Consider the following 23,428-nt stretch of genomic DNA (forward strand, 5'->3'; position numbering starts at 1 on the left):
AAAGGGGAAGGCATCCCCTTCCCCTTAACATATTCATAAATCGGCATAACAATCATTATGCACGAGAAAAACAAAACCTCTACGCCAACTCTTTTGCGCGTTGGGCAGCAGCTGCAACGGCTGCATTCATCAATGGCTGCATACCATCTTCAGCCATAAGCGCAGCAAGTGCAGCAGCCGTTGTTCCACCTGGTGACGTCACATTTTTGCGCAATGTCTCGGCGCTGAGCTCTGATTGGTGTAACAACTCACCAGCACCACTCACCGTTCCGCGGGCTAATTCTGCCGCCAACTCAGGAGGCAAACCAAGCTGTTCTCCCGCTTTTGCCAGGCACTCACACATATAAAACAAATATGCAGGTCCAGAACCACTCACGGCAGTGACGAAGTCAATCTGTTCTTCCAGATCAACCCAATGAAACGAACCAACAGCTTGTAAAAGTGTTTCGCTCAATGCCTTTTGTTCCGCGCTCACTTGCGAACTGGCGAAACCACCGGTCACCCCGCGCCCAACTTGCGCAGGTGTATTCGGCATGGCGCGAACAACCGGCTGTTCCGCACCAAAGACATCTTTAAAAGTTGCTATTGATGTCCCAGCAGCAATAGAAACGATAAGTGTTTCTTCATCTACATAAGGCTTAAGACCATTCAAAACCGTAGCCATCATTTGTGGTTTTACGGCCACTAACAACACACCAGCTTTCACATGAGCAAGTGGTTCACAGGCATGACGCAACTGGTACCGCTCTACCAGCTCTGCCATTTCAGGGCTCAAATTCGGATCTTGCACAATAACCGCATTGTTGCTCAATCCATCAGCCAGCCAGCCCGACAGCATTGCACCGCCCATTTTGCCAGCGCCAACAAGCACCAACGGTTTTTCTTCAGTTAAATTCATGCTTCGCCTGCAGTCTCGAATAATGCCGTTTCCATTGCCTCTGATGCAGTTTTCCCTGCCCAGACAACAAACTGAAAGGCTTGGTAGTAACGTTCACAAGTGTCGAGTGAATTAGAAAACAAGACTTCGATTTGCTGGCCTGTTGCCTCAGCCCCGCCCGCCAAAAGCAGCGATTGGCGAAAAAGTACCGCACCATCACGCGTCCATAAATCAAAGTGCCCCATCCATAGCTGCTCGTTAATAGCAGCAATAAGCGTCAGGATTTCCATTTTACGGGCACTAGGCACCTTCAAGTCAAACGCACTGGACATATGTAACGCTTCTAGCTCTTCCAGCCAAGAAAAGGTTACATGGTAATCACACCACTTACCGGAAACACTTATTGAAATTTCATCATCGCTAAAGCGCTCGAACGACCAGTCGTTAACAGCGGCAATACTTTCAATGGTATCCACCGGGTTCAAGGAAGACTGCTCTAGTTCTAAATCAATGAGGCTCATCGCCGGTCCTCTCTCAATGATGATGCAAACCAAAATGCTGCAGACAGCATAACTCAGACATTTGCGGAACCAGACACTAACCGTGCTCTTGTAGGCACTACCACAGCAAAACAAAAACTAAGCCGTAAGCTGCAACCCGAATCCTTGTTTTGCGTTCAATATAAAGCGAACCAAGGTGCTCGTGATACACAGCAGGCAAGGCAAACAGCACGATTTATGTGGACGACAGCCAATCGCCCACAGAATTTTCAAACCAATAACCTCTGGCCCGTAAGCGCGGCGTTAATCCTCTTTAGGCTCGCTGTTGCTCAAAGATTTTTCCAAGGCAGCCACACGCTGTTCAAGCTCATCAGCCCGATCCATTGCTTTGACTGCAAGCTCTTTCATCGCATCAAACTCATCACGATGAATTAAATCCATATCAGAAATAAACCGCTCAAGCTGAGCTTGGAATGCGGTCTCAACTTCACGCTTGGCCCCTTGTGCCATACCAGCAGCATCATTCATCAGCTTGGCAAATTCATCAAACAGGCGGTTGGGTGACTGGTTCATAATTATCTCCAATTACTCTTTTAACTAGACCTATGGGCTGATACGTCCAAGTTCAAGTGATCAATCCATTATAACGGCGCAAAACAAAAGTCCTGTGAAAAGACAATCAGGTGGAAAGTGCTTCACCAACAAAGAAAACGACATAGTTGACGTTTAATTATTGACGCAAGATGCAGCTATAGTCCACACACATACGATACAACCCTGATAACATTTTTTTCAGGCATTTAATTGCCCTGACTTAATTGGAAAGCGAAAAACCATTCATGCCTTTGTTTGCCATACCGTTTCCTGAAATAGATCCTATACTCATTAGCTTTGGACCTTTTGCAATTCGTTGGTATGCCCTTGCTTATATTGCAGGCATTATGCTGGCATGGCGTTACATAAACAGTATTTTAACAAAGGACACAATATGGCAGCAAATACCCAAGCCGACATCTAAGGAAATTGACGATTTTGTCATATGGGCAACACTGGGAATTGTGCTGGGTGGCCGGTTTGGCTATGTGCTGTTTTATAATCTGCCCTATTACATTGAAAACCCGCTAGAACTCTTGGCTGTCTGGCATGGCGGTATGGCTTTCCATGGTGGTCTTCTAGGCATGATCATAGCTGTAATGCTATTTTCCCGAAAACGTAACTTCTCTGTTTGGACAATGTTTGACCTCGTCGCACTGGCCGCCCCTATAGGTCTATTTTTCGGCCGCATAGCCAACTTCATCAATTCTGAGCTTTGGGGCAAACCAACAACACTCGCTTGGGGCGTTATATTTCCAAATGGCGGCCCGCTGCCACGCCATCCCAGCCAACTTTATGAGGCAGCTCTGGAGGGGCTTCTGTTGTTTGTCGTCCTTTGGCTACTCTCCCATCGCTATAAACTGCTTCAAAAACCGGGCGTTATCGCCGGTAGCTTTGTCATAGGTTATGGCATGGCCAGAACGTTTGTGGAGTTTTTCCGGGTGCCAGATGCACAAATTGGCTACTTAAGTGGCTTTTTAACCATGGGCATGGCACTAAGCCTGCCAATGATTCTTGTGGGCGTAGTCACAGTGATATACGCATCCCAAAAAGCTTCCACTAATAATAACTAAGGATATTTTATCGGAATGCCCGCCACCCAGCCGCTCCTAAAGAAGTTGCAGCAACGAATTGCACTAGAAGGCCCAATTTCCATTGCAACTTACATGGAAATTTGTCTGTCAGACCCCGAACACGGCTACTACATGCAAGCCACACCATTTGGTACGGCTGGGGATTTTATCACGGCCCCTGAAGTCTCCCAGTTATTTGGCGAAATCATCGGTGCTTGGATATTGCAACAATGGCTGGATGATGGCAGCCCGCAGCAAGTCTGCGTAGCAGAAATTGGTCCAGGCCGCGGCACACTCATGAAGGATATGCTGCGTGTTTTCAAACTGCGTCCCGATTTTATGGCGGCCTCCAATATCCATCTGGTAGAAACCAGCCCCAAACTACAACAGGTTCAGAAAAACCGCCTGCAAACCGCTCGTATCAAGTGGTGCCAGCATATTGATGAGCTTCCGCAACAACCTTTGTATTTGGTTGCCAACGAACTGTTCGACGCTCTACCCATCGAGCAATATATCAAGCAAGGATCACAATGGCTCGAACGTGCTGTGGGGTTGAATGCTGAAGGTGAGCTTTGCTTTGGTTTAGGTACAAAAACCTTGCCAAGCCAACAATTACCTTCACACTTACAATCAGCAGTAGATGGAGAAGTCCTTGAAGTTTCTCCACAAAGCCAAGCTATCGCTGCAAAAATAGCCAGTAGAATTCACCAATCCGGAGGCGCAGCTCTGTTGATTGATTACGGCTACACCAAAACCGCTTGCGGCGACACATTTCAGGCCTTGAAACAACATCAATATGTCTCCCCACTTGAGGCACCAGGAGAAGCCGACCTAACAGCACATGTCAACTTTGAAAGCTTGCGAAATAGCGGCACGGCCCAATCTGTGCATTGTCATGGCCCCATAACTCAGGCCAATTTTCTGCTGAACCTAGGCCTCTTGCAACGTGCTGGCCAACTGGGTGCAGGTAAAACGATTGCCGAGCAAACGACCATCCGCCAAGCTGTCGAAAGACTAGCGGCAGACAATGAAATGGGCGACCTTTTCAAGGTATTGGCTTTCACCCAAAGTAACAAGCCTCCCCTTCCCTTTCCGGAATAGACCGCGCATCACAAAACATAAAAAACTATTGGCTTTAATGCGCTTTACTTATTGCACGAAACAAAAAGCTGTTGGGCTACTGGCTTTGCACAATTGACAGAAGGAAAACCGCTGCCAAATATGTAAGGCCAATTCCAAACACACGATGCAAATCAGGTACCGCCAATTAATGTAAAGATTGGCTAAAACAAGAATTAATGCAGTTGATTGCTTCTGCTTTATATTAAGCTGCTTTAAATGGCGTAGCGGTCAGATATTCAAAAGAGGATCATGTGTCACTACCTGTTATATGCGAAGAAAAGTTTTCCAGATCTCCACAAATCCGCCATGGCTTCTTTACAAGGCAAGGCGGCGTGTCAACCGGTATATATGAAAGCCTGAATGTAGGAAGAGGTTCGCACGATAACTCTGAAAACGTTGAGGCAAACCGTGCTCGAATCGCGACCTATCTGGGCGTTTCCGCCAACCATCTGCTTACAAGCTATCAAGTTCACTCCAGTGATGTCGCTATTGTTTCAACGCCATTTACAAATGAGCCTCCCAAACTGGATGCACTTGCTACCAACACACCGGGTATTGCACTAGGTGTTTTAACCGCTGATTGTGGGCCAGTGCTTTTTGCCGACCCTAAAGCAGGGGTCATTGCTGCCGCCCATGCTGGCTGGAAAGGAGCACTCGGCGGAATTTTGCAAGCAACAATCGAGAAAATGCAACAACTCGGCGCACATAGGCACAATATTATTGCAACCCTGGGCCCCACAATTTCAGGTAGGAATTATGAGGTCGGACCGGAGTTCCAACAAAAATTCGTTGCTGCCTCCTCTCATAATAAGCGTTTTTTCAATCAATCAAATAACGCTGGTCATTTCATGTTTGATTTACCAGCCTACATAATAGAACAGCTAGAAGCCACAGATATTGCAAGCGCAACCAACATTAACCGTTGCACATATGAAGAAGAACAGCAATTCTTCTCTTATCGACGGTCAACGCACCAAAAACAGCCAGATTATGGTAGGCAAATTTCTGCCATCGCTCTGCAACCATAACAAACGGCTTATGAGAGCGTGACAAGAAGAGTTAAGGAATAAAAAATGGCCCTGCACTTCAGTGAGCAAGAGTTTGAAAACAGGCGTAACGCACTGGATGCCAAGCTAAAAGAACAAAAGCTTGATTGCCTTTTAATCTTTGCGCAAGAAAGCATGTATTGGTTGACTGGTTACGATAGCTTTGGCTTTTGCTTTTTCCAATCTCTGATTTACCGGCCGGGTGAGGAGCCAATTCTCTTAACGCGTTCACCCGACTTAAGGCAGGCCCGACATACCTCTAACATCAAAGACATCCGTGTTTGGGTTGATGTTGCTGGAAAATCAGCGGTTAGTCAGGTCAAAGACATGCTGTTCGAACTTGATTTGCTGGGGGCCAAAATTGGCATCGAATACAACAGCCACGGCCTGAATGCCGCCCAAGGGCGTGAACTAGATAGTTCGCTACGCTCTTTTGCCGATCTGGAAGACAGCTCAAATCTGATACCCTCACTCAGAGTGATTAAGTCTGCCGAAGAGCTCAACTACATACATAAAGCCGCAAGTCTTGCAGATGAAGCCTTCACTGCGGGCCTGGATATCATCGCCCCCGATGTCGAAGAGGGACACATACTTGCCAAAATGCATGCTGTCATGTTCGAAGGTGGTGGCGATTATGCAGCAAATGAGTTTGTTTTAGGTTCCGGGCGTGATGCACTATTATGCCGTCCCAAGTCCGGACGGCGACAGCTATCAGCAAACGATCAACTTACTTTGGAGTTCGCAGGCGTCTATCGACGTTATCATGCAGCCCTCATGCGCACAGTCATCATTGGCAAGCCAACACCGCGCCACCAAGAACTACACGACGCAGCAAGGGCTGCTATTTCTGCCATTGAGCAAAACATGTACCTAGGCAAAACAATGGGTGATCTTTTTGATGCCAACGCCCAAGTGCTCGACAGCAAAGGACTAACAGCTCATCGTATCAGCGTATGTGCGTATTCCTTAGGTGCCAGGTTCGCACCCAGCTGGATGGATGCGCCGTACCTAGCTTATAAGGGGAATACACAGGAGCTCGTAGCCAATATGGTTCTATTTGTCCCGATAATGCTAATGGATTCCGACAGTGAAACAGCGATGACCATAGGCCAAACCTACCTGATTACAGAGGATGGGCCACAATCACTATCAAAGCTTTCCCTCGACCTGCCGGTCAAAGCAGGCTAAAGCTAATAGTTAAGTATTTAAATGAAGCCAGATGACGGCTAAACACGGTAAAAAGCTGCAATGTTTACTCAAAAAACACGCCATTTTTTTTTCCTTTGTCTCACTGCCATTTTCTTGGCTTCATGCGCTGACAATAAACTGCCCACGGCAACTTTAAGCGGGACAATTGAAAACCAGTCAATTCCGCCCAAAATTGCACCAGACCAAGCGACTTTCGCATTTGACCAATTCATGGGAATCCCTGGGTTTATGGGAGATGAATTAGCTGGCTATGTTGCTGAACGCGCTGCCTTTAATCACATTAAACTGGTTCGCCGTATGGGCGCACCATCAAGCTACAGAATCAAAGGCCACCTCACTTCCACGGGTTCAAAAGCCAACACAACTGTATTTTATGTTTTCGATATCTATGACAACAATGGCAAACGTGTACACCGCATTGAAGGGTTAGAGCCAGCAGGCGGCACCGCAACAGGCGACCCTTGGGCGGGAGTATCTAGCGACTCACTTAAACGTATTGCAACCAGGTCAATGGCTTCTCTTAGAGCATGGCTCCACAGCTCTTAGACTTTTGCCTAAACTGGCGGTGAAAATGCCTATATTTCAACCGCCAGAAATAATATTCCCGGCTAAAAAAATCCATAACATTAAGAAACCTGTGTTCAAGCTATTGTCCCTCATGGCTCAGGTTGCTACAACGCGCTCGAAAGCTGCACCTAGTGCTTCTATTCAATAATCAGGTTCCGTCATAAGGAACGTTGTCCCAGCTCTGCCATAGGCAGATATCGTAGCCCAAGAAGGACTTGTGGGTCATGAAAATCATCGCGGGTAACTCCAATCGCGCGCTGGCTGAAGAAATTTCCAAATATCTAGATGTACCGCTGGCCAAGTGCCAGGTCCGTCGTTTTGCTGATCAAGAAATCTATATTGAGATTCAGGAAAACGTACGCGGTGAAGACGTATTTGTGGTTCAGCCAACCAGCTACCCAGCCAATGACCATTTAATGGAACTATTGATTTTGATCGATGCCCTGCGCCGTTCATCTGCACGACGTATTACGGCGGTTGTTCCCTATTTTGGTTATGCAAGGCAAGACCGTAAGCCTGGCCCCAGAACACCAATTTCTGCTAAATTGGTCGCAAACCTCATCACCAATGCCGGTGCAGACCGCGTACTCACCATGGACCTGCACGCCGGCCAGATTCAAGGCTTCTTCGATATCCCAACCGATAACCTCTATGGGGCGCCGGTCATGACACGCGATATCAAAGAGCGCTTCTCCTCTGGTAATGTTATGGTTGTTTCGCCTGACGTCGGTGGCGTTGTCCGCGCCCGTGCCCTCGCCAAGCGTATTGAAGCACCTTTGGCTATCGTCGACAAACGCCGCGACAAACCTGGTGAGTCGGAAGTTATGAACATCATTGGCGATGTAAATGGCTTTGATTGTATCCTGGTTGACGACATCGTTGATTCCGGTGGTACCTTATGTAACGCGGCTGAAGCGCTGCTTAAGTCAGGTGCAAAGTCGGTAACCGCCTACATCACTCACGGCGTGCTTTCTGGTGGTGCCGTTGCCCGTATTTCGGCCTCCAAACTCAAGGAATTGGTCATCACCGATTCCATCGAGCCAACAGCAGCAATTAACGCAGCACCAAATATCCGCACACTTTCTGTAGCCCCGTTGTTAGGTGAAGCTATCAACCGCATCGCGCAAGAGCGCTCGGTTTCCAGCCTGTTCTTCTAGGACACGCTGCAATAATCATTCAAGGCCGGGCATTTTGTCCGGCTTTTTGTTAGGCGCACACCCAAGCCTGCCTACATAAAACGGTTTGTAGCTTCGGCTTCTCACGCCCTGCTGATAAAAACCGCAGTTCACTATCGATTTCCCGCCTTCCCCGCTTGCCCTGACACCCTTTATCAGTTATATCGGCCTCGCACGTCGTCACCCTTGGAGGAGGCGTGCCACACTGGCCGCTCGAAACGCCGATGGATACCATCGCGCCAGCGGCCTTAATTATATGTTTTAGGAGTACGCACCATGGCAAAGAGCTATGAGCTGAAAGCATCTCTACGTGAACGAGTCGGCAAGGGGGCCGCTCGTGCTGCACGCCGCGAAAACCTTGTTCCAGCCGTAATCTACGGTGACAAGAAGCCTGCAGTTGCAATAAACCTGCCTGCAAAAGAAGCCAGCCTGACCCTTCATAAAGGCGGTTTCCTGTCCCAAATCGGTACAATCGATCTGGACGGCGAAAAGGTATCCGTAATCGCTAAAGATTACCACCTGCACCCTGTAAAAGACTTCTTGATGCACGTTGACTTCATGCGCGTTGCAGCTGATGCTCAACTGACTGTTGAGATCCCAGTGAAGTTCGAAAACGAAGCAACCTGCCCAGGCCTGAAGCTTGGCGGTACTTTGAACATCGTTCGTCACACAGTTGAAATGATTGTGCCTGCAAACGCAATCCCAGAAGCAATTGTTGTTGATCTGGCAGAAGCCGGTCTTGGTTCTTCCCAGCACATTTCTGCAGTAACCCTGCCAGAAGGCTGTAAGCCAACCATCACTGACCGCGACTTCACCATCTCCACCATTGCAACACCTGGTGGCGCACAAGCGACTGAAGAAGAAGCTGAAGGCGAAGAATAAGATTTGTTGCTGACGTAAATCGGGTCTGGGAGACCGGAAGATGAAGCTATTTGTCGGCCTTGGGAACCCGGGCTCGAAATACGAAAACAACAGACACAATATTGGCTTTATGGCGGTAGATGAAATTCATCGCCGCCATAGCTGCTTTAGCCCTTGGCGCGCCCGCTTTCAGGCACAAATATCTGAAGGTGTCTTGGGCGGCGAAAAAGTGCTGCTTGTTAAACCGCAAACATTCATGAACGAATCCGGCCGCGCCATTGGCGAAGCCATGCGCTTTTACAAGCAGCAACCGCAAGATATCTACGTCCTCTACGACGATCTCGATTTGGTTCCCGGTAAGTTCAAGGTTAAAGCAGGTGGCGGTCATGGCGGCCACAATGGCTTGCGCTCGACAACCGCCCATATTGGCGACCAGTACAAAAGGCTGCGTTTGGGCATCGGTCACCCCGGTCACAAGGATGCCGTTCATCGTTGGGTACTTGGTGACTTTGCTAAGGCTGACTATGCATGGTCTGCCCCTTTGCTTGAGGCTATTGCCCAGCATGTAGAGCTGCTTGCCAAAGGGATGGACAGCCAGTTTGCGAACAAGGTGACACTCACCATTCGCGGCGAAGCTCCACAAAAATCCAAACAGACAGGCAAAACGCCCCATAAAGACAAAGAAACCGAATCTGCTGTAAAACCGACAGATTCCACCGCCGCAAAGGCTGCAAAACAAGAAGCAACTTCAAACAAAGGTCCGCTCGCCTCAGGGCTTGAGCGGTTATTCGGCTCGAAAGGATAATCACCCATGGGTTTTCAATGTGGCATCGTTGGCTTGCCCAATGTTGGTAAATCAACACTGTTTAACGCCCTTACCAAAACAGCAGCTGCACAAGCGGCCAACTACCCGTTTTGTACCATTGAACCCAACACTGGTGATGTGGCTGTTCCAGACCCGCGCCAAAACAAAATTGCCGGTATTGCAGGCTCTAAGGAAATCATCCCGACCCGCCTGACCTTCGTTGACATCGCTGGTCTTGTTCGCGGCGCTTCAAAAGGTGAAGGTCTTGGCAACCAGTTCTTGGCCAACATCCGCGAAGTAGACGCCATTGCTCACGTACTGCGTTGCTTTGAAGATAGCGACATCACCCACGTGGACGGTAAGGTCGACCCGATTGCCGATGCCGAGACCGTTGAAACCGAGCTGATGGTTTCCGATATGGAAAGCTTGGAAAAACGCATCTCCCCGTTGCAAAAGAAAGCGAAATCAGGCGACAAGGAAGCCAAGGCCCAATTACCGATCATGGAAGCGGCACTGGCGATTTTGCAAGAAGGCAAGCCGGTACGCATGCTGGAACTGGCCGATGAAGAAGAACTCCGCCAATTGCGCCTGCTCAACCTTCTCACCTCCAAACCGGTTCTCTATGTTTGTAACGTGGAAGAAGACGCGGCAGGCACAGGCAACGAGCTCTCTCAAAAAGTGGCAGAAATGGCCGCCGAGCAAGGCAACGCCCATGTGGTTATCTCAGCTGCAATCGAAGCAGAAATCGCCCAGCTGGACGCTGAAGAAGCACAAGAATACATGGCCGACATGGGGCTGGAGGAGCCGGGCCTCGATCGCTTGATCCGCGCCGGTTACAACCTGCTCGAGCTGATCACCTATTTCACCGCTGGCCCTAAAGAAACCCGCGCTTGGACCATCACCAAAGGCACCAAAGCACCACAAGCGGCAGGTGTTATCCATAGTGATTTTGAACGCGGCTTTATCCGCGCCCAAACTATTGCCTATGATGATTACGTCACCTTGGGCGGTGAAGTTGCCGCTAAAGACGCCGGTAAAGCTCGCGATGAAGGCAAAGAATACATTGTACAAGATGGCGACATCATGCTGTTCAAGTTCAATACCTAAGCAATTTCATCTAAAAACACAAAAGCCCTCGCAAACTGCGGGGGCTTTTTCGTTGATACAGCAAAACGAAGATAAGCGAATATAAGTCTCTCAGCTATATATCCAACACCACCAACTCACTTGGCACATCCTCTTCCAGTACCGCGACCTCTAAGGACTGGAGCCCGTTCTTTTTTAATAATGCCTCAGCTTGAGCGCCCAAACTACAATCTGTAACCAATACGCTAGCATCCCGCACATGCCCGGCACAAAACCAGCTCTGAGAACCTATCTTGGCAGCATGACAAAGAACAATAGTTTGCTTGGCGCACTGCATCATGACTTTAACAAGCTGTGCGCTCTCTTCCCGATAGTACATGAGTTCCCCTTCTGCATTAATGGCAGTCGGCGATAGCACGACAACATCAAGATCACGGCTTTCAAAATGCGCCAATGCTTGCAGGCCAACCACACCGGCCCCATCGCATAGCATTGTACCACCGCTCATGTGAACAGATATACCAGAACTGTTGCGCATCAGTGCAGCACCAACGGGATAAAAATTCGTGTGCACTTCCAATGGACTAATACTAGCAAGTCTTTCGGCAAATAATGTAAGCGTACTGCCTGCCTCAATACCGACTTTCATACCGGCTTGAATATGCTGCATTGCTTCGCGCGCTATATTGAATTTTTCCAAATGATGTGAGCGCATCCTTTGCAGATAGCCTTGCTCAACTCTCGGGCTATGATGAAACATCACCCGATCGATGATCTTAATATCACCCCCTTTTGCCAGCTCCTGTGAAAGCGCGAGGATATTTTCCTCTGGGGTTTCGAGCAATTCCGCTGCAAATTCAATAGGTACTTTGCTAAGGCGTTCCACGAGTTTTGCAAGCTCAACAGCTTCTGGTAAGTCTGTTATTCTTTTTCCAGTTACCATAATGCTTACAGCTCACTTATATTAATAACTATAGACCCATAAATTGGCGATGATCACCTATAATAACGACAAATGATGAGCATTCACTCACGGGTGTAGATAGACAACACAGCAGATCTGCAGAACGATTACAACTTAGAGCTGAAGTATCACAGCTTCATAATTACCGGCTCGTCAAAGCCCAAATAAGTGCGCGCAACAATTCGCAGATCAGACCAATTATAAGGCCCGCGAACCTTGCCTAACACTGGAGTCAGCCCCAAAATGATAAATAAATTAAATAATTTCATCCGTTATATGAAATAGTAATTTCTTTCAGGACACAAAATGCGAACTAAAGCGCTTTGGCAAAAATTATTTCATCGTGAATTGGTATGCCATGCAATCCTGTTGCCGGAATTTCTGGCTTAAGTAAACGCTCTCTGTCAATAACACCTTGCACAACTTTCTCTAACCTGAAACCGCGACGCTGATAAAACCGGAAAGCATCAAGATTATCGTTAGAAGTGCGTACCATTAACCGCTTGATACCGCGCTTTAACGCAGAATCACTTACGCGATCGAGTAGCTTACTGCCAATCCCCCCCCAGCGCTGCAGGCTGTCTAGCGTGAGTATCTCCCACTCATTATCTCGCTTGATAACAGTGACCATACCGACAACATCATTCCCATCAAATGCCAGATAACCCGGCAGTGTCGATGCATCAACCATCTCGTCTTCAATCAATATTTGCGGACTGGTCCAACGGCGAACCAACAAATCTGTTACAGCTCTATGATCTGAGCTTTCAATTTCCCGTAATGTTACAGCCATGAAAATTCCTCAGTTTTTTGATAGTGCATAAGCAACCTATCACAATCAATCGAGTAAAAAACGCTTTTGTGCTTCAGTTCGTGCTTGCCAGCCCACCCGTTCCAGCTCCGGTGTGTCATGAGGACGAGCATCTTTTCCCACGCATAAGTAGGCAACCAACTTCCATGAATCTGGCACTTGTAAAGCTTCCTGTACCTCCACAGGATCCAAAATAGAAACCCATCCAACACCAATTTCAAAAGCACGCGCAGCAAGCCAAAAATTGTAAATAGCCATAACACATGAATACGCCAGTGTTTCGGGCATGGTTTGCCGCCCTAAACCTGCACCTTGGCTGCATGCCTCATCGCAAAAAACAGCAAAATGCTCAGGCGCTTCTTTTAATCCTGATAGCTTGAGCTTGGCATATAATGCTGCCTGCTCACCTTCATAGCCTTGCAACGCTTGTTCATTGGACTTTAAGAAGCTCTGCTGTATTTGCACGCGCTTTTGCGCATCACTCACCTGCACAAAACGCCAAGGCTGGCTGTTACCAACCGAGGGAGCCATATCGGCGAACTTGCATATTTGCTCCAATATTTGCCGATCAACAGGAGTGGTTTTAAAGTGCCTCACATCCCGGCGCCAAGCGAGCAGCTCATGAAACTGCTCGATAAACGTATCATCAAATTTTGGCATCCTGTGTTTTGGATCAATGCTCAATGGCCGTCGAACTCCACCAAGGTACGTACTGGCACTCCCAACGCTGTAATCTTATCTTTGCCTCTAAGCTCAGGCAGATCAATCACAAAACAGGCAGCAACAACTTCTGCACCCGCTTGCTGCAACAACTTCACAGCCGCTTCGGCAGTACCACCCGTGGCAATTAAATCATCAACAACAACAACTTTCTGGCCGGGCTTTACCGCGTCACGATGGATCTCGATAATATCGGTGCCGTACTCAAGCTCGTATTCCATTTGCATGGTTTCACAAGGCAGCTTACCTTTTTTCCGTACTGGCAAAAAACCCGCATCAATCTGATGCGCCAAAGCGCCGCCCAAAATAAAGCCGCGGGCTTCTATACCGGCAACCAAATCAATCGGCTCATTCACCCAAGGGGCAACAAGTGCATCAATTGTATCCCGCAAACCCTCTGCATCCAGTAATAAAGTGGTAATATCGCGAAAGATAATACCCTCCTTAGGAAAGTCTGGAATACTGCGAATAACTCTAGCAAGTTTCGCGGAGATATTTTGTGCACTCACGTTATCACCTTTTACTCAAAAAAAAGGACGCCTATAAACGCAGCGTCACTTGATTTTCATCTCTTGCACACAGACCAGCTAATATAAACAGCTATCTTATGGCACATTTACAAGTTTCCTATCATTTTTTTCTCAAAAGGCGAACCCGCAAAAGAACGATGAGTGCAAATAGCCGCAATTATCATCATAGTTCATGCAGCACCTACAGCACTCTTCCGGCCACAGCATCCAGTTTTGCCAATAATTCAGGACACCGCTTCTCCTCTGCTGTCATGATGGCAAAATCTAGTGCCAATTCACTACCGATAGGACATGGCACAAACAACCGCGAAATACTATTTACCACCCCGTCTACAAGAGCTTGCGCGTGCGCCACATTATCATGCAGCACTTGAATAATACTATTTATATCAACAGAGCCATGCGCAGGATGCCAACTATCGTAGTCGGTTACCATAGCGATACTAGCGTAGGCAATTTCAGCCTCCCGCGCCAATTTTGCCTCCGGCATATTGGTCATGCCAATCACATCACAACCCCACTGGCGATACATCAAACTTTCCGCAAGCGATGAGAACTGTGGCCCCTCCATTGCTAAATAGGTCCCTCCACGCGAATACCGCAATGCTTGTTTCTGGCAAACGTCTTCAACCAAGTCCAATAGTTTGGGCGAAACCGGATCAGCAACCGATACATGCGCCACACAGCCCTTACCAAAAAAGCTTTTCTCTCGGTTAATGGTGCGGTCAATAAACTGGTCAACCAGCACAAATGTGCCAGGATCCAATTCTTCTTTTAGCGAACCGACCGCAGATATGGATATAAGGTCCGTAACACCGGCACGTTTCATCACATCAATATTCGCCCGGTAATTAATGGAGGACGGGCTGTGCACATGTCCACGCCCATGACGGGGCATAAACACCACTTTCAAATCATTAGCATAACCGATTTTCACGGCATCAGATGGTTCACCCCATGGGCTATCGATATGCACCCACTGCGCTTCTTTAAGCACAGCAATATTATAAAGACCCGAGCCACCGATAATACCCAGTACCGTTTCCATATTCCAACCATCCTTACCAAATATAAGCATAAAAAAAGGGCCGCCAAAGCGACCCTTTTACTATTCACAGTTGTCGATCAATGATCAACATTTTTCCAAATTTTCCGCTTGGAGAAATAGAGCAAGCTGGCAAAGATGACCAGGAAGCTCAGGACACCAAGTCCCATTCTCTTACGCTGCTCAAGCTTTGGTTCCGCTGTCCACATCAAGAATGCAGAAACATCGCGTGCATATTGATCCACAGTCATTGGAGTGCCGTCAGTATACTCCACAATCTCGTCGGAAAGCGGTGGTGCCATAGCAATACCGCCACCTGTTAGGTGTCCGCCGTTACATTCAGCTGGTAGCGAACCACCAATAAACTTCGGATTGTAGTAGTTGTCTTGTTCACCGGCACAGGCAGGAAACTCTTCTTTATAACCTGTCAAAAGATTATAAATATAGTCTGGTCCGCCCTCTTGATACTGTGTGAACACGTCGCTGAGAATCTTCCAGCCACGGCCGGTACCACGTGCTTTAGCGATCAAAGAAAGGTCAGGTGGGTATGCCCCGCCATTAGAAACCTTTGCTTCTTCCACATTAGCAAAAGGCGAAGGAAAACGGTCAAACGGCTTAGCAGGACGCTCGAACATTTCGCCATCACTATTTGGCCCGTCCGTCACTTCATATTCGGCAGCCAAAGCTTTCACTTCATCAACACTAAAGCCCGGACCACCTTCTTCAGCAAGGTTACGGAACGAAAGATAGTGCATGGAGTGACAAGAAGAACAAACTTCCTGGTAAATCTTAAAGCCACGTTGCAACTGCGCTTTGTCATACTGACCAAACGGACCGGAGAACGACCAGCTTTGCTCATCAATATGAGGCGCATCGCCAGATGCTAGAGCAGGTGAACCTGCAAGCACACCACAAGCCAGCGCAGCAATTCCGGCAGTTTTAAACAATTTAAAAGTCATTGTCTCTTCTCCGCCCTTAGTGCGCCTTGCCCGAGGCAAGTACATCGTCGTTAATGGAAGCCGGTAATGGCCGCGTTTTTTCCATTTTGCCAAGCAATGGCAAAACCACTAGGAAATGCGCAAAGTACAAAACTGTACAAATACGAGATGCAGTAACAAACCAGCCTTCAGCCGGTTGACCACCAAGCCAACCAAGGAAGAACACGTTGACTGCAAACAGGAACACGAACCAGCGATAAATCGGGCGGAACTTGGCAGAACGGACCTTGGATGTATCGAGCCATGGCAGTACAAACAAAATAGCAATCGCACCAAACATCGCCAACACGCCACCAAGCTTATCCGGAACCGCACGCAAAATTGCATAGAACGGCAAGAAGTACCATTCAGGCACAATGTGCGCTGGGGTTACCATCGGGTTCGCCTCGATGTAGTTATCAGGGTGACCCATAAAGTTTGGAAGGTAGAATGTGAACCAGGCAAAGAAGATGAAGAACACGATGATCGCGAACAAATCCTTAACCGTATAATACGGGTGGAAAGGAACAGTATCTTTTTCACTCTTCGGATCAACACCAGCTGGGTTGTTATTACCTGTGGTGTGGAATGCCCAGATATGCAGCAAAATAATGCCAATTAACACAAATGGCAGCAAATAGTGCAACGAGAAGAAACGGTTCAAGGTCGGGTTACCAACAGAGAAACCACCCCACAGCCATGTTGTTATATGCTCACCAACAACAGGTAGTGCTGAGAACAGGTTGGTAATAACAGTCGCACCCCACAAGGACATTTGCCCCCATGGCAGCACGTAGCCCATAAAGGCTGTTGCCATCATAACCAGGAAGATCAAAACACCCAAAATCCATGAGATTTCACGTGGCGCTTTATACGAGCCATAATACAAACCACGCAGAATGTGGATGTAGACAGCAATAAAGAAGAACGATGCACCATTGGCGTGCAGGTAACGGACCAACCACCCGTAATTCACATCACGCATGATATGCTCAACAGAGGCAAATGCCAATGTCTCATGCGGTGTGTAGTGCATCACCAGTACAATACCGGTGATAATCTGTGCAACCAGCACAGCAAAAGCGATACCACCAAAGGTCCACCAGTAATTGAGGTTCTTTGGGGTCGGAAAATCAACAAAGCTCCCGCGAATAAGCGAGATCACCGGCAAACGGGCTTCAAGCCATTTGGCAGGTGCGCTTTGTGGTACATATTGGGAATGCCCAGACATAATAGCCTCCTGTAATGACCGGCCTAGCCGATTTTGATGGTTTCGTCGCTGACGAACTGGAATGGTGGAATCAGCATATTCTCAGGGGCAGGACCCTTACGAATACGCCCTGCTGTATCATAGTGCGAACCATGACAAGGGCAGAACCAGCCACCAAAGTCACCTTCTTCACCAAGTGGCACACAGCCAAGGTGTGTACAAACACCAACCATAACCAACCAAGCTTCCTTGCCAACTGCCGAGCGGTTCACATCCGTAGCAGCCGCATTCGCTTCAAGGTTCAGGTTGCGTGCAATGGGGTCTGGCAAGTCTTCAGGTTTTACAGCCTTCGCTTCTGAAACTTCTTTTTCAGTACGTTGACGAATGAAAACCGGCTTACCACGCCACTTCACAGTGATGGACTGCCCAACTTCAATGGCAGAGATGTCAACCTCAATCGATGCCAAAGCCAGTGCCGAAGCATCTGGATTCATTTGGTCAATAAAGGGCCAAGCAACAGCGCCAACGCCAACAGCGCCTACAGCGCCTGTTGCAAGGTATAGAAAATCGCGGCGAGACGGTTCTGCCGTGTTCGTGTGTTCCAAGGTCGCGTCCTCTCGAAACATGATTGAACTGGATTCACCTACCGAGCCCGTCCCCCGCGTCTACCCAACTGTAAATAGGGTAAACCGCCCAACAAGCAACGGCTCTGGTGAAACTACGCAAACTACGCAGTTTTATGAGTATCGCCTGAATGACACCAATGGTCGCAGTTGTCCAGTATATCAACTTTTTTCAGGACTTATTGTCGCAGGAAACTAGGGAAAACCGCGTAAAAATCGGTGGATTAGAAACATTCTATTGCGTTTACAACAAAAACTCTACAACCTTTGATGTATGTGACTTATCGTCTGTTTAAATTTGCATAACCCGTAAAAAACAACTGATTCTATTAAGCTGGAAGTTTCTTACCTTCAGATAGCTATTTACTAAGAAAACCCTTGTAAAATAACATGGGGCCAACGAAGAAATGCCGGCCCCACTTAACTCTACCGTTCAAAAACACTTTTATTCTGCGGCAACGTCAGCCAAAAAACCTCCAGACTGGCGTTGCCAAAGTGAGGCATAAATACCGCCATACCCAAGTAGTTCGTCATGGCTGCCCATTTCCACAATTTCGCCTTTATCCATCACAACCAAACGGTCCATTGCAGCAATGGTCGACAGACGATGGGCGATAGCAATAACAGTCTTCCCCTCCATCAAACTGCTGAAGCTTTCTTGTATTGCTGCCTCGACTTCAGAATCCAAAGCTGATGTTGCTTCATCCAACACCAGAATTGGTGCATTTTTCAGCAATACGCGTGCAATAGCGATCCGTTGGCGCTGCCCGCCAGAAAGCTTAACACCACGCTCACCAACCAGCGTATCAAAACCTTTGCGGCCCTCTTTATCTTCTAGGCCCTCAATGAATTCGAGTGCATGCGCCCTTCTGGCCGCATCGCGCACCTTATCCATATCAGTCTCATCGCTGCCATATACAATGTTTTCGTAAATAGAACGGTGTAACAAAGAGGTATCTTGTGTCACAACGCCAATATGTTCGCGCAAAGATTCCTGCGTTACACTCTTGATATCATTACCATCAATACGAATGGCCCCACCCTCAAGCTCATAGAAACGCAGCAGCAAATTCATCAAGGTGGATTTTCCGGCGCCGGAACGCCCCACTAACCCGATTTTTTCACCGTTTTGCACCTGTAAACTCAAGTTCTCGAGCACACCACTATCTTTGCCATAATGAAAACGCAGATTGTCAAACTCAATCGCCGCTCCCGTTACTTGCAAAGGCTTGGCATCGGGAACATCTTTCACACTAATTGGCTTGGAAAGCATCCCAAGGCCATCTTGCACAGTACCGATGTTTTCAAATAGACCCGCAACTTCCCAAAGAATCCATTGCGACATACCTTGAAAGCGCAGTGCAAGCCCAATAGCAACAGCAATCGCACCCGTGGTGACCAGTGAATTTTGCCACAGCAAAATGGCCGTAATGCCAAGCCCCGCCAATAACAAGCTATTAATAACTGTTAAGGCAACATTGAGCTTGGTCACCAAACGCATTTGCCGGTAAACCGTATCCATAAAGCCATCCATAGAGCCCTTGGCATAGCTTTCTTCATCATGGGCGAGTGAAAACAGTTTAACAGTGGAAATATTCGTGTAAGCATCCACGACGTGCCCGGTCATTATAGAGCGGGCATCGGCTTGCTCTTTAGAAATATCTTTAAGGCGTGGAATAAAATACCACATAACCAAACCATAGGAGACCAGCCATAACACCATGGGCAATGCCAGTGCCCACTCCGACATGGCAAGCAGTGCAATGGCGCTACCAAAGTACACCACCACATATACAAGCAGGTCCACAATCCGCGTCACCACTTCACGAACAGCAATCGCCGATTGCATCACCTTATTGGCAATACGTCCTGCAAAATCGTTATTGAAGAACTCCATAGACTGGCGCAACAAATAACGGTGCGCCCGCCAACGTATCAACATTGGATAATTGCCCACCACGCTTTGGTGAAAAATCATTTCCCAAATTGCGGATAGAACAGGAATAGCAACCAGTATAACCACCCCCATTCCCCAAAGGCTAGCACTGTTGTCTTGCCAGAATGTCTCTTTGTTCCCTGCTTCCAGCCAGTTCACTAGATCACCCATAAAAGAGAAAATCCAGACTTCCAGAATAGCAATCATAGCAGCAAAAACAGAAACGAGCGCCAACAAAGGTGCCAATGGCTTGGTATAAAACCAAATAAACGACCAGTACTTGGCTGGCGGTTGCTCAAGCGGCGCAATCTCAAAAGGATCAACCAGCCGCTCAAAAAAACTAAACATCACCTATCCTCTTAACTCGCAACCCCATCAAAGCCCCTCGCCTTCAAACCGGGCCACATGCATCATGTAGCCCGGGAACCGAGTAGGGTATTATAATGAGCTGCGTTGTCTATGGTACATGCCCGTTATTTTATAAAACGAACTAGCAGCACCACGATAAAACATCGGTACAACGCCAACCCCAACAGCCACACCGCCAACAAAGTTGTAAAACAGCTCATCATAAAAAGCTGCAGCACTGTAAGTTCTTGTACCTATTGTGATTTCTTCCATAGTCACGAAATGGAACCCAACCGCAATCAGCACACATAAAGCGGCAACAACCAGCACCAAGCCAATAAAAAATGCAAATTGCGCTAGTGCAAGCAAAAAGCTAACAGGACGGCGCACAACACGCCCCGCATCCTGATATATGTCAGGTTCATCTTCAACTTTTTCCATATCACGCACAACAGGCGCAAATAAGAATGCCGTAATCATAATATTCTCCAGCAGAGTCAAAATGGGGACAGACCGCAAGCCGCAGTCCGTAATAGGCAGGAACACAACTGTGCCCTTAAGAAAAACCGCGCACGAATGCACTAGGTCCTAGTAATAATAAAGGTAAGAAAAACGCTAGGAGTTAGCGTCGCGGAGCAATGCTGCTGAGCGCACAAATAACATTGCCAAAATGCACATTTAACATCTTTGTCATATGTCGCTCCTTAATTCTCGCATTCAATATCTGGTATCCGGTGAAGATACCGTGAAGGATGTGAGGCTCTTGTCATCAAGAGGTCCATCCAAGCCGCCGAAAAACATATAAACAGCCCAGAGTTGAAATACTAGCTCGAAAAATATGGGGGTTTTAGTTTCGTTCTCACTGTGTCTAAAAAAACACAACACTGTGCATAAAACTTCTAAGAGCTTGCATTCACCACATACCGCTTCCCATAGTTCTATTTCTTTTCCAATGATTTACATATTCATTCCATCAAACGGGTTGTTTTTAAAAACTTATTTATTTACGCCCGAAGCTGTGAACTACTTAAAACAGGAGCAACACATGCCAGATATTGTGCTCTACCAACCTGACATTCCACAAAACACCGGAACAATTCTGCGCCTGGCTGCGTGTATGGATGTCACCGTCCACCTTATCGAACCCGCCGGCTTTCCACTCTCGGACCATGCGCTTAAGCGAGCTGGTATGGACTATATCGAGCGCGCCAAGCTCACCCGCCACATCAGCTGGCAAGCCTTCCGCGACTGGCAATTGGGCACAGGCCGCCGCCTGCTTTTGCTCTCCACCAAGGCAAGCCACACCTACACCGAATTCACTTATCAGCCGGATGATTTACTACTCATGGGGCGCGAAAGTTCAGGCGTACCCGATGAGATTCACGATCTTGCCGACGCGCGGCTGCTCATCCCAATGAAAAATGGTATGCGATCACTCAATATGGCTGTCACAACCGGCATGGTACTTGGCGAGGCCATGCGCCAAACCGGCGGCTTTGATAGCACCTGTGCTTGAAGCAAGCTACACAAAGCAAGCAATGCCCTTTTCATTCATCTAGGCTTGCATACAGGGCAAACGCATGAAGGCGCTATAGGGATTCACTCCATGAATCGAGTGGGTTAGAATCTTCCTCTGTTTAGGAGGGTGGGATTATATTTAAAGATCTACTTACAAGCTTTGGTTAAATTGATGACCCGCGCCAGGTTCGTAAAACGGAATATCGCCTTGAGGATATACTCGCCATAGCAGTATGCGCTGTGTTGGCAGGAGCGGAAAGCTACGAAGATATTGCCGATTATGGCGATTGTAAACGCGAATGGTTGGGACAGTTTCTCTCTCTGCCCAACGGTATTCCCTCACACGATACTTTTCGACGTGTGTTTATGCTTATTGATGCGGAGCATTTTGAGGCCTGCTTTATGGGTCTTCCGCGACGGTGTTGTCACGTTAAGTTTGAACCAAGTTTCAGCTCCTAGCAACGAAATATGACATCTTCCCCGATCAGTTACAAACGCCACCATTTCCCACCGCAGATTATTGCTCATGTTGTTTGGCTCTACCATCGCTTTTCCCTGAGCCTGCGTGAAGTGGAGGAAATGCTGCTGGAGCGCGGTATTGATGTCTCCTATGAAACCGTTCGCCGATGGTGCAATAAGTTTGGGTCGGCTTACAGTCGTCAATTGCGGCGTAAGAAAGCCAGCGCTACTGATGTCTGGCACTTGGATGAAATGGTGATCGTGATCCGTGGTCAGCGCTATTACCTTTGGCGTGCCGTCGACCATGATGGCTATATTCTCGATGAGATTCTTCAAAAACGGTGCAACACCAAGGCTGCGAAGCGTTTGCTGACCCGTCTCTTGAAAAGGCAAGGTGTTGCTCCTAAACGAATGATCACCGACAAACTCGGGTCTTACGGCGCAGCGAAACGCAAGGTCATGCCTGATGTGGAGCACTGGTCACACAAAGGCCTTAACAACCGTGCAGAGAACTCGCATTTGCCCTTGCGAAAACGCGAGCGAACGATGCAAAAGTTCAAATCTGCGGGCCAACTGCAAAGATTTCTCACCGGCTTTTCTGGCATGCGTAACCTCTACGTCGTGCCCCGCGAGCAACGGTGTGCAAACAACATCCGAAAGCACCGCCTCAACAGTTTTGCAAGTGGAAGCAGGCCGCAATGATCGACGTCAGAATTGTGCCTGGAGGAAGGCTTTTGCGATCAAGATCAGGTTAACGCGACAACACCAATTTTTAAGCCTTGCTGTTGCTCCTGATCCAAATGTTTGAGCGTGCCAAGCAGGATGCCCGACTGGTGCAAAAACTTTGCTTCCAGTGCTTCAAAAGCATCTTTGTGCCACCGAAAGTGAGGCCAATCTGATTGTTGCCAATTCCACGACATGAGTTATAAAGCATTGAGCTTTTATGTTGAGACATATCCGGTAGCTTTGAAGTAGTTCCAGCATTCTTTTGGTGTAAAGAGGTCGCATATCTGGCCAAGGGCGTCGATTAACGCATCAAAAGTGCATGCTCGCATGCGCCGCAAGTGGCTTTTGAGCTTCGAGAATGCCATTTCGATTGGATTAAGATCTGGAGAATATGGCGGCAGGAATAGAAACCAGCATTGATGACGTTTGAGTAGCTCGGCAGCACCAGCGACTTTGTGCGTGGATAGATTATCCAGAATAACAGTAGTGCGTGGCGGCAATTGGGGTGCCAGTTGAGTTTCGATGTAAGTTGTGAAGGCATCCCCATCCATAGCGCCTTCAATCACCCAGGGAGCAATCAGCGCGTCACAAGTGAGGCCAGCGATAAATGTCTGGCTGTGCCAACGCCCAAACGGGGCTTTATCAC

General features: G+C 48.0%; 29 protein-coding genes. 13 read left to right on the top strand and 16 right to left on the bottom strand.

Annotated features, from left to right (window positions below; all coding sequences use genetic code 11):
• Positions 1-79: 79 nt before the first annotated feature.
• From proC to AYK67_RS11075, 3 genes are all read right to left on the bottom strand, one after another.
• On the bottom strand, positions 80-898 hold the full coding sequence (gene proC / locus AYK67_RS11065; protein WP_068086313.1) for a pyrroline-5-carboxylate reductase: 819 nt from the start codon (positions 896-898) through the stop codon (positions 80-82).
• Positions 895-1,398: a type III secretion system chaperone family protein gene (locus tag AYK67_RS11070; RefSeq protein ID WP_068086315.1), complete on the bottom strand. Its 504-nt coding sequence runs from the start codon at positions 1,396-1,398 to the stop codon at positions 895-897. Before AYK67_RS11070 ends, proC begins: the two co-directional genes overlap by 4 nt.
• A 282-nt stretch (positions 1,399-1,680) precedes the next feature.
• Complete coding sequence (locus tag AYK67_RS11075) at positions 1,681-1,950, bottom strand: accessory factor UbiK family protein (protein ID WP_068086317.1); 270 nt, start codon at positions 1,948-1,950, stop codon at positions 1,681-1,683.
• Between the two features lie 266 nt (positions 1,951-2,216).
• Here AYK67_RS11075 and lgt point away from each other — a divergent pair, with 266 nt between their 5' ends.
• The 4 genes from lgt to AYK67_RS11095 all read left to right on the top strand — a co-directional run bounded on the left by lgt (position 2,217) and on the right by AYK67_RS11095 (position 6,400).
• On the top strand, positions 2,217-3,044 hold the full coding sequence (gene lgt / locus AYK67_RS11080) for a prolipoprotein diacylglyceryl transferase (protein WP_068086319.1): 828 nt from the start codon (positions 2,217-2,219) through the stop codon (positions 3,042-3,044).
• Positions 3,045-3,059: 15 nt separating this feature from the next.
• Positions 3,060-4,145 carry a class I SAM-dependent methyltransferase gene (locus AYK67_RS11085; protein ID WP_068086322.1) on the top strand — a complete coding sequence of 362 codons (1,086 nt, stop codon included), beginning with the start codon at positions 3,060-3,062 and terminating at the stop codon, positions 4,143-4,145.
• A 272-nt stretch (positions 4,146-4,417) separates the two neighbouring features.
• Positions 4,418-5,194, top strand: coding sequence for a peptidoglycan editing factor PgeF (pgeF, locus tag AYK67_RS11090; RefSeq protein ID WP_082735759.1), 777 nt, complete (start codon positions 4,418-4,420; stop codon positions 5,192-5,194).
• Between the two features lie 45 nt (positions 5,195-5,239).
• Complete coding sequence (locus AYK67_RS11095; protein WP_068086325.1) at positions 5,240-6,400, top strand: M24 family metallopeptidase; 1,161 nt, start codon at positions 5,240-5,242, stop codon at positions 6,398-6,400.
• A 68-nt stretch (positions 6,401-6,468) separates the two neighbouring features.
• On the opposite strand, the gene AYK67_RS17445 is transcribed toward AYK67_RS11095, so the two are convergent.
• Complete coding sequence (locus tag AYK67_RS17445) at positions 6,469-6,633, bottom strand: hypothetical protein (protein ID WP_208976273.1); 165 nt, start codon at positions 6,631-6,633, stop codon at positions 6,469-6,471.
• A 16-nt stretch (positions 6,634-6,649) separates the two neighbouring features.
• Between AYK67_RS17445 and AYK67_RS17450 the strand changes: the two genes are divergently transcribed.
• The 6 genes from AYK67_RS17450 (at position 6,650) to ychF (ending at position 10,936) form a co-directional block, all read left to right on the top strand.
• A complete protein-coding gene (locus tag AYK67_RS17450; protein ID WP_208976274.1) occupies positions 6,650-6,967 on the top strand; it encodes a hypothetical protein in 318 nt (105 codons plus the stop codon).
• Positions 6,968-6,992: 25 nt separating this feature from the next.
• On the top strand, positions 6,993-7,136 hold the full coding sequence (locus AYK67_RS17145) for a hypothetical protein (RefSeq protein ID WP_156453126.1): 144 nt from the start codon (positions 6,993-6,995) through the stop codon (positions 7,134-7,136).
• 76 nt (positions 7,137-7,212) lie between these two features.
• Positions 7,213-8,145, top strand: a complete 933-nt coding sequence (locus tag AYK67_RS11105) for a ribose-phosphate pyrophosphokinase (protein WP_068086331.1) — start codon at positions 7,213-7,215, stop codon at positions 8,143-8,145.
• Between the two features lie 294 nt (positions 8,146-8,439).
• Positions 8,440-9,045 (top strand): 50S ribosomal protein L25/general stress protein Ctc, encoded by a 606-nt coding sequence (locus AYK67_RS11110; protein WP_068086334.1) that lies wholly within the window; start codon positions 8,440-8,442, stop codon positions 9,043-9,045.
• Between the two features lie 40 nt (positions 9,046-9,085).
• On the top strand, positions 9,086-9,829 hold the full coding sequence (pth, locus tag AYK67_RS11115; protein WP_068086337.1) for an aminoacyl-tRNA hydrolase: 744 nt from the start codon (positions 9,086-9,088) through the stop codon (positions 9,827-9,829).
• A gap of 6 nt (positions 9,830-9,835) precedes the next feature.
• Positions 9,836-10,936, top strand: coding sequence for a redox-regulated ATPase YchF (ychF, locus tag AYK67_RS11120; protein ID WP_068086340.1), 1,101 nt, complete (start codon positions 9,836-9,838; stop codon positions 10,934-10,936).
• A gap of 94 nt (positions 10,937-11,030) precedes the next feature.
• On the opposite strand, the gene AYK67_RS11125 is transcribed toward ychF, so the two are convergent.
• The 10 genes from AYK67_RS11125 to AYK67_RS11170 all read right to left on the bottom strand — a co-directional run bounded on the left by AYK67_RS11125 (position 11,031) and on the right by AYK67_RS11170 (position 20,559).
• Positions 11,031-11,858 carry a DeoR/GlpR family DNA-binding transcription regulator gene (locus AYK67_RS11125; protein WP_068086343.1) on the bottom strand — a complete coding sequence of 276 codons (828 nt, stop codon included), beginning with the start codon at positions 11,856-11,858 and terminating at the stop codon, positions 11,031-11,033.
• Between the two features lie 334 nt (positions 11,859-12,192).
• Positions 12,193-12,672 (bottom strand): GNAT family N-acetyltransferase, encoded by a 480-nt coding sequence (locus AYK67_RS11130; RefSeq protein ID WP_068086346.1) that lies wholly within the window; start codon positions 12,670-12,672, stop codon positions 12,193-12,195.
• Positions 12,673-12,717: 45 nt separating this feature from the next.
• Entirely contained in the window at positions 12,718-13,374 is a 657-nt protein-coding gene (bluB, locus tag AYK67_RS11135; protein ID WP_244266913.1) for a 5,6-dimethylbenzimidazole synthase, read from the bottom strand.
• On the bottom strand, positions 13,371-13,919 hold the full coding sequence (locus AYK67_RS11140; RefSeq protein ID WP_068086353.1) for an adenine phosphoribosyltransferase: 549 nt from the start codon (positions 13,917-13,919) through the stop codon (positions 13,371-13,373). Before AYK67_RS11140 ends, bluB begins: the two co-directional genes overlap by 4 nt.
• A gap of 202 nt (positions 13,920-14,121) precedes the next feature.
• Positions 14,122-14,988 (bottom strand): S-methyl-5'-thioadenosine phosphorylase, encoded by an 867-nt coding sequence (locus AYK67_RS11145; RefSeq protein WP_068086535.1) that lies wholly within the window; start codon positions 14,986-14,988, stop codon positions 14,122-14,124.
• 77 nt (positions 14,989-15,065) lie between these two features.
• On the bottom strand, positions 15,066-15,944 hold the full coding sequence (locus tag AYK67_RS11150; protein ID WP_068086356.1) for a cytochrome c1: 879 nt from the start codon (positions 15,942-15,944) through the stop codon (positions 15,066-15,068).
• Positions 15,945-15,960: 16 nt separating this feature from the next.
• On the bottom strand, positions 15,961-17,193 hold the full coding sequence (locus AYK67_RS11155) for a cytochrome b (RefSeq protein WP_068086359.1): 1,233 nt from the start codon (positions 17,191-17,193) through the stop codon (positions 15,961-15,963).
• Between the two features lie 23 nt (positions 17,194-17,216).
• Positions 17,217-17,798, bottom strand: coding sequence for a ubiquinol-cytochrome c reductase iron-sulfur subunit (gene petA, locus AYK67_RS11160; protein ID WP_156453127.1), 582 nt, complete (start codon positions 17,796-17,798; stop codon positions 17,217-17,219).
• Positions 17,799-18,240: 442 nt separating this feature from the next.
• Positions 18,241-20,079 carry an ABC transporter ATP-binding protein gene (locus tag AYK67_RS11165; RefSeq protein ID WP_068086362.1) on the bottom strand — a complete coding sequence of 613 codons (1,839 nt, stop codon included), beginning with the start codon at positions 20,077-20,079 and terminating at the stop codon, positions 18,241-18,243.
• 90 nt (positions 20,080-20,169) lie between these two features.
• Complete coding sequence (locus AYK67_RS11170) at positions 20,170-20,559, bottom strand: hypothetical protein (RefSeq protein WP_068086365.1); 390 nt, start codon at positions 20,557-20,559, stop codon at positions 20,170-20,172.
• Between the two features lie 565 nt (positions 20,560-21,124).
• Between AYK67_RS11170 and AYK67_RS11175 the strand changes: the two genes are divergently transcribed.
• The 3 genes from AYK67_RS11175 (at position 21,125) to AYK67_RS11185 (ending at position 22,758) form a co-directional block, all read left to right on the top strand.
• A complete protein-coding gene (locus tag AYK67_RS11175; RefSeq protein WP_068086368.1) occupies positions 21,125-21,595 on the top strand; it encodes a tRNA (cytidine(34)-2'-O)-methyltransferase in 471 nt (156 codons plus the stop codon).
• Between the two features lie 170 nt (positions 21,596-21,765).
• Complete coding sequence (locus tag AYK67_RS11180) at positions 21,766-22,056, top strand: ISAs1 family transposase (protein ID WP_206597534.1); 291 nt, start codon at positions 21,766-21,768, stop codon at positions 22,054-22,056.
• 9 nt (positions 22,057-22,065) lie between these two features.
• A complete protein-coding gene (locus AYK67_RS11185) occupies positions 22,066-22,758 on the top strand; it encodes an IS6 family transposase (protein ID WP_068086374.1) in 693 nt (230 codons plus the stop codon).
• A gap of 44 nt (positions 22,759-22,802) precedes the next feature.
• Here the strand turns inward: AYK67_RS11185 and AYK67_RS17780 are convergent, their stop codons facing one another.
• The gene (locus AYK67_RS17780) at positions 22,803-22,976 is read right to left on the bottom strand and encodes a DUF4172 domain-containing protein (RefSeq protein WP_082735760.1); all 174 of its coding nucleotides are present in this window, start codon (positions 22,974-22,976) and stop codon (positions 22,803-22,805) included.
• 21 nt (positions 22,977-22,997) lie between these two features.
• Positions 22,998-23,428: transposase (locus tag AYK67_RS11190; protein WP_068086377.1), on the bottom strand; the 431-nt coding region annotated here is incomplete at its 5' end.

The sequence above is a fragment of the Polycladidibacter stylochi genome (genome assembly GCF_001562055.1).
Taxonomy (GTDB): Bacteria; Pseudomonadota; Alphaproteobacteria; order Rhizobiales; family Stappiaceae; genus Pseudovibrio; species Pseudovibrio stylochi.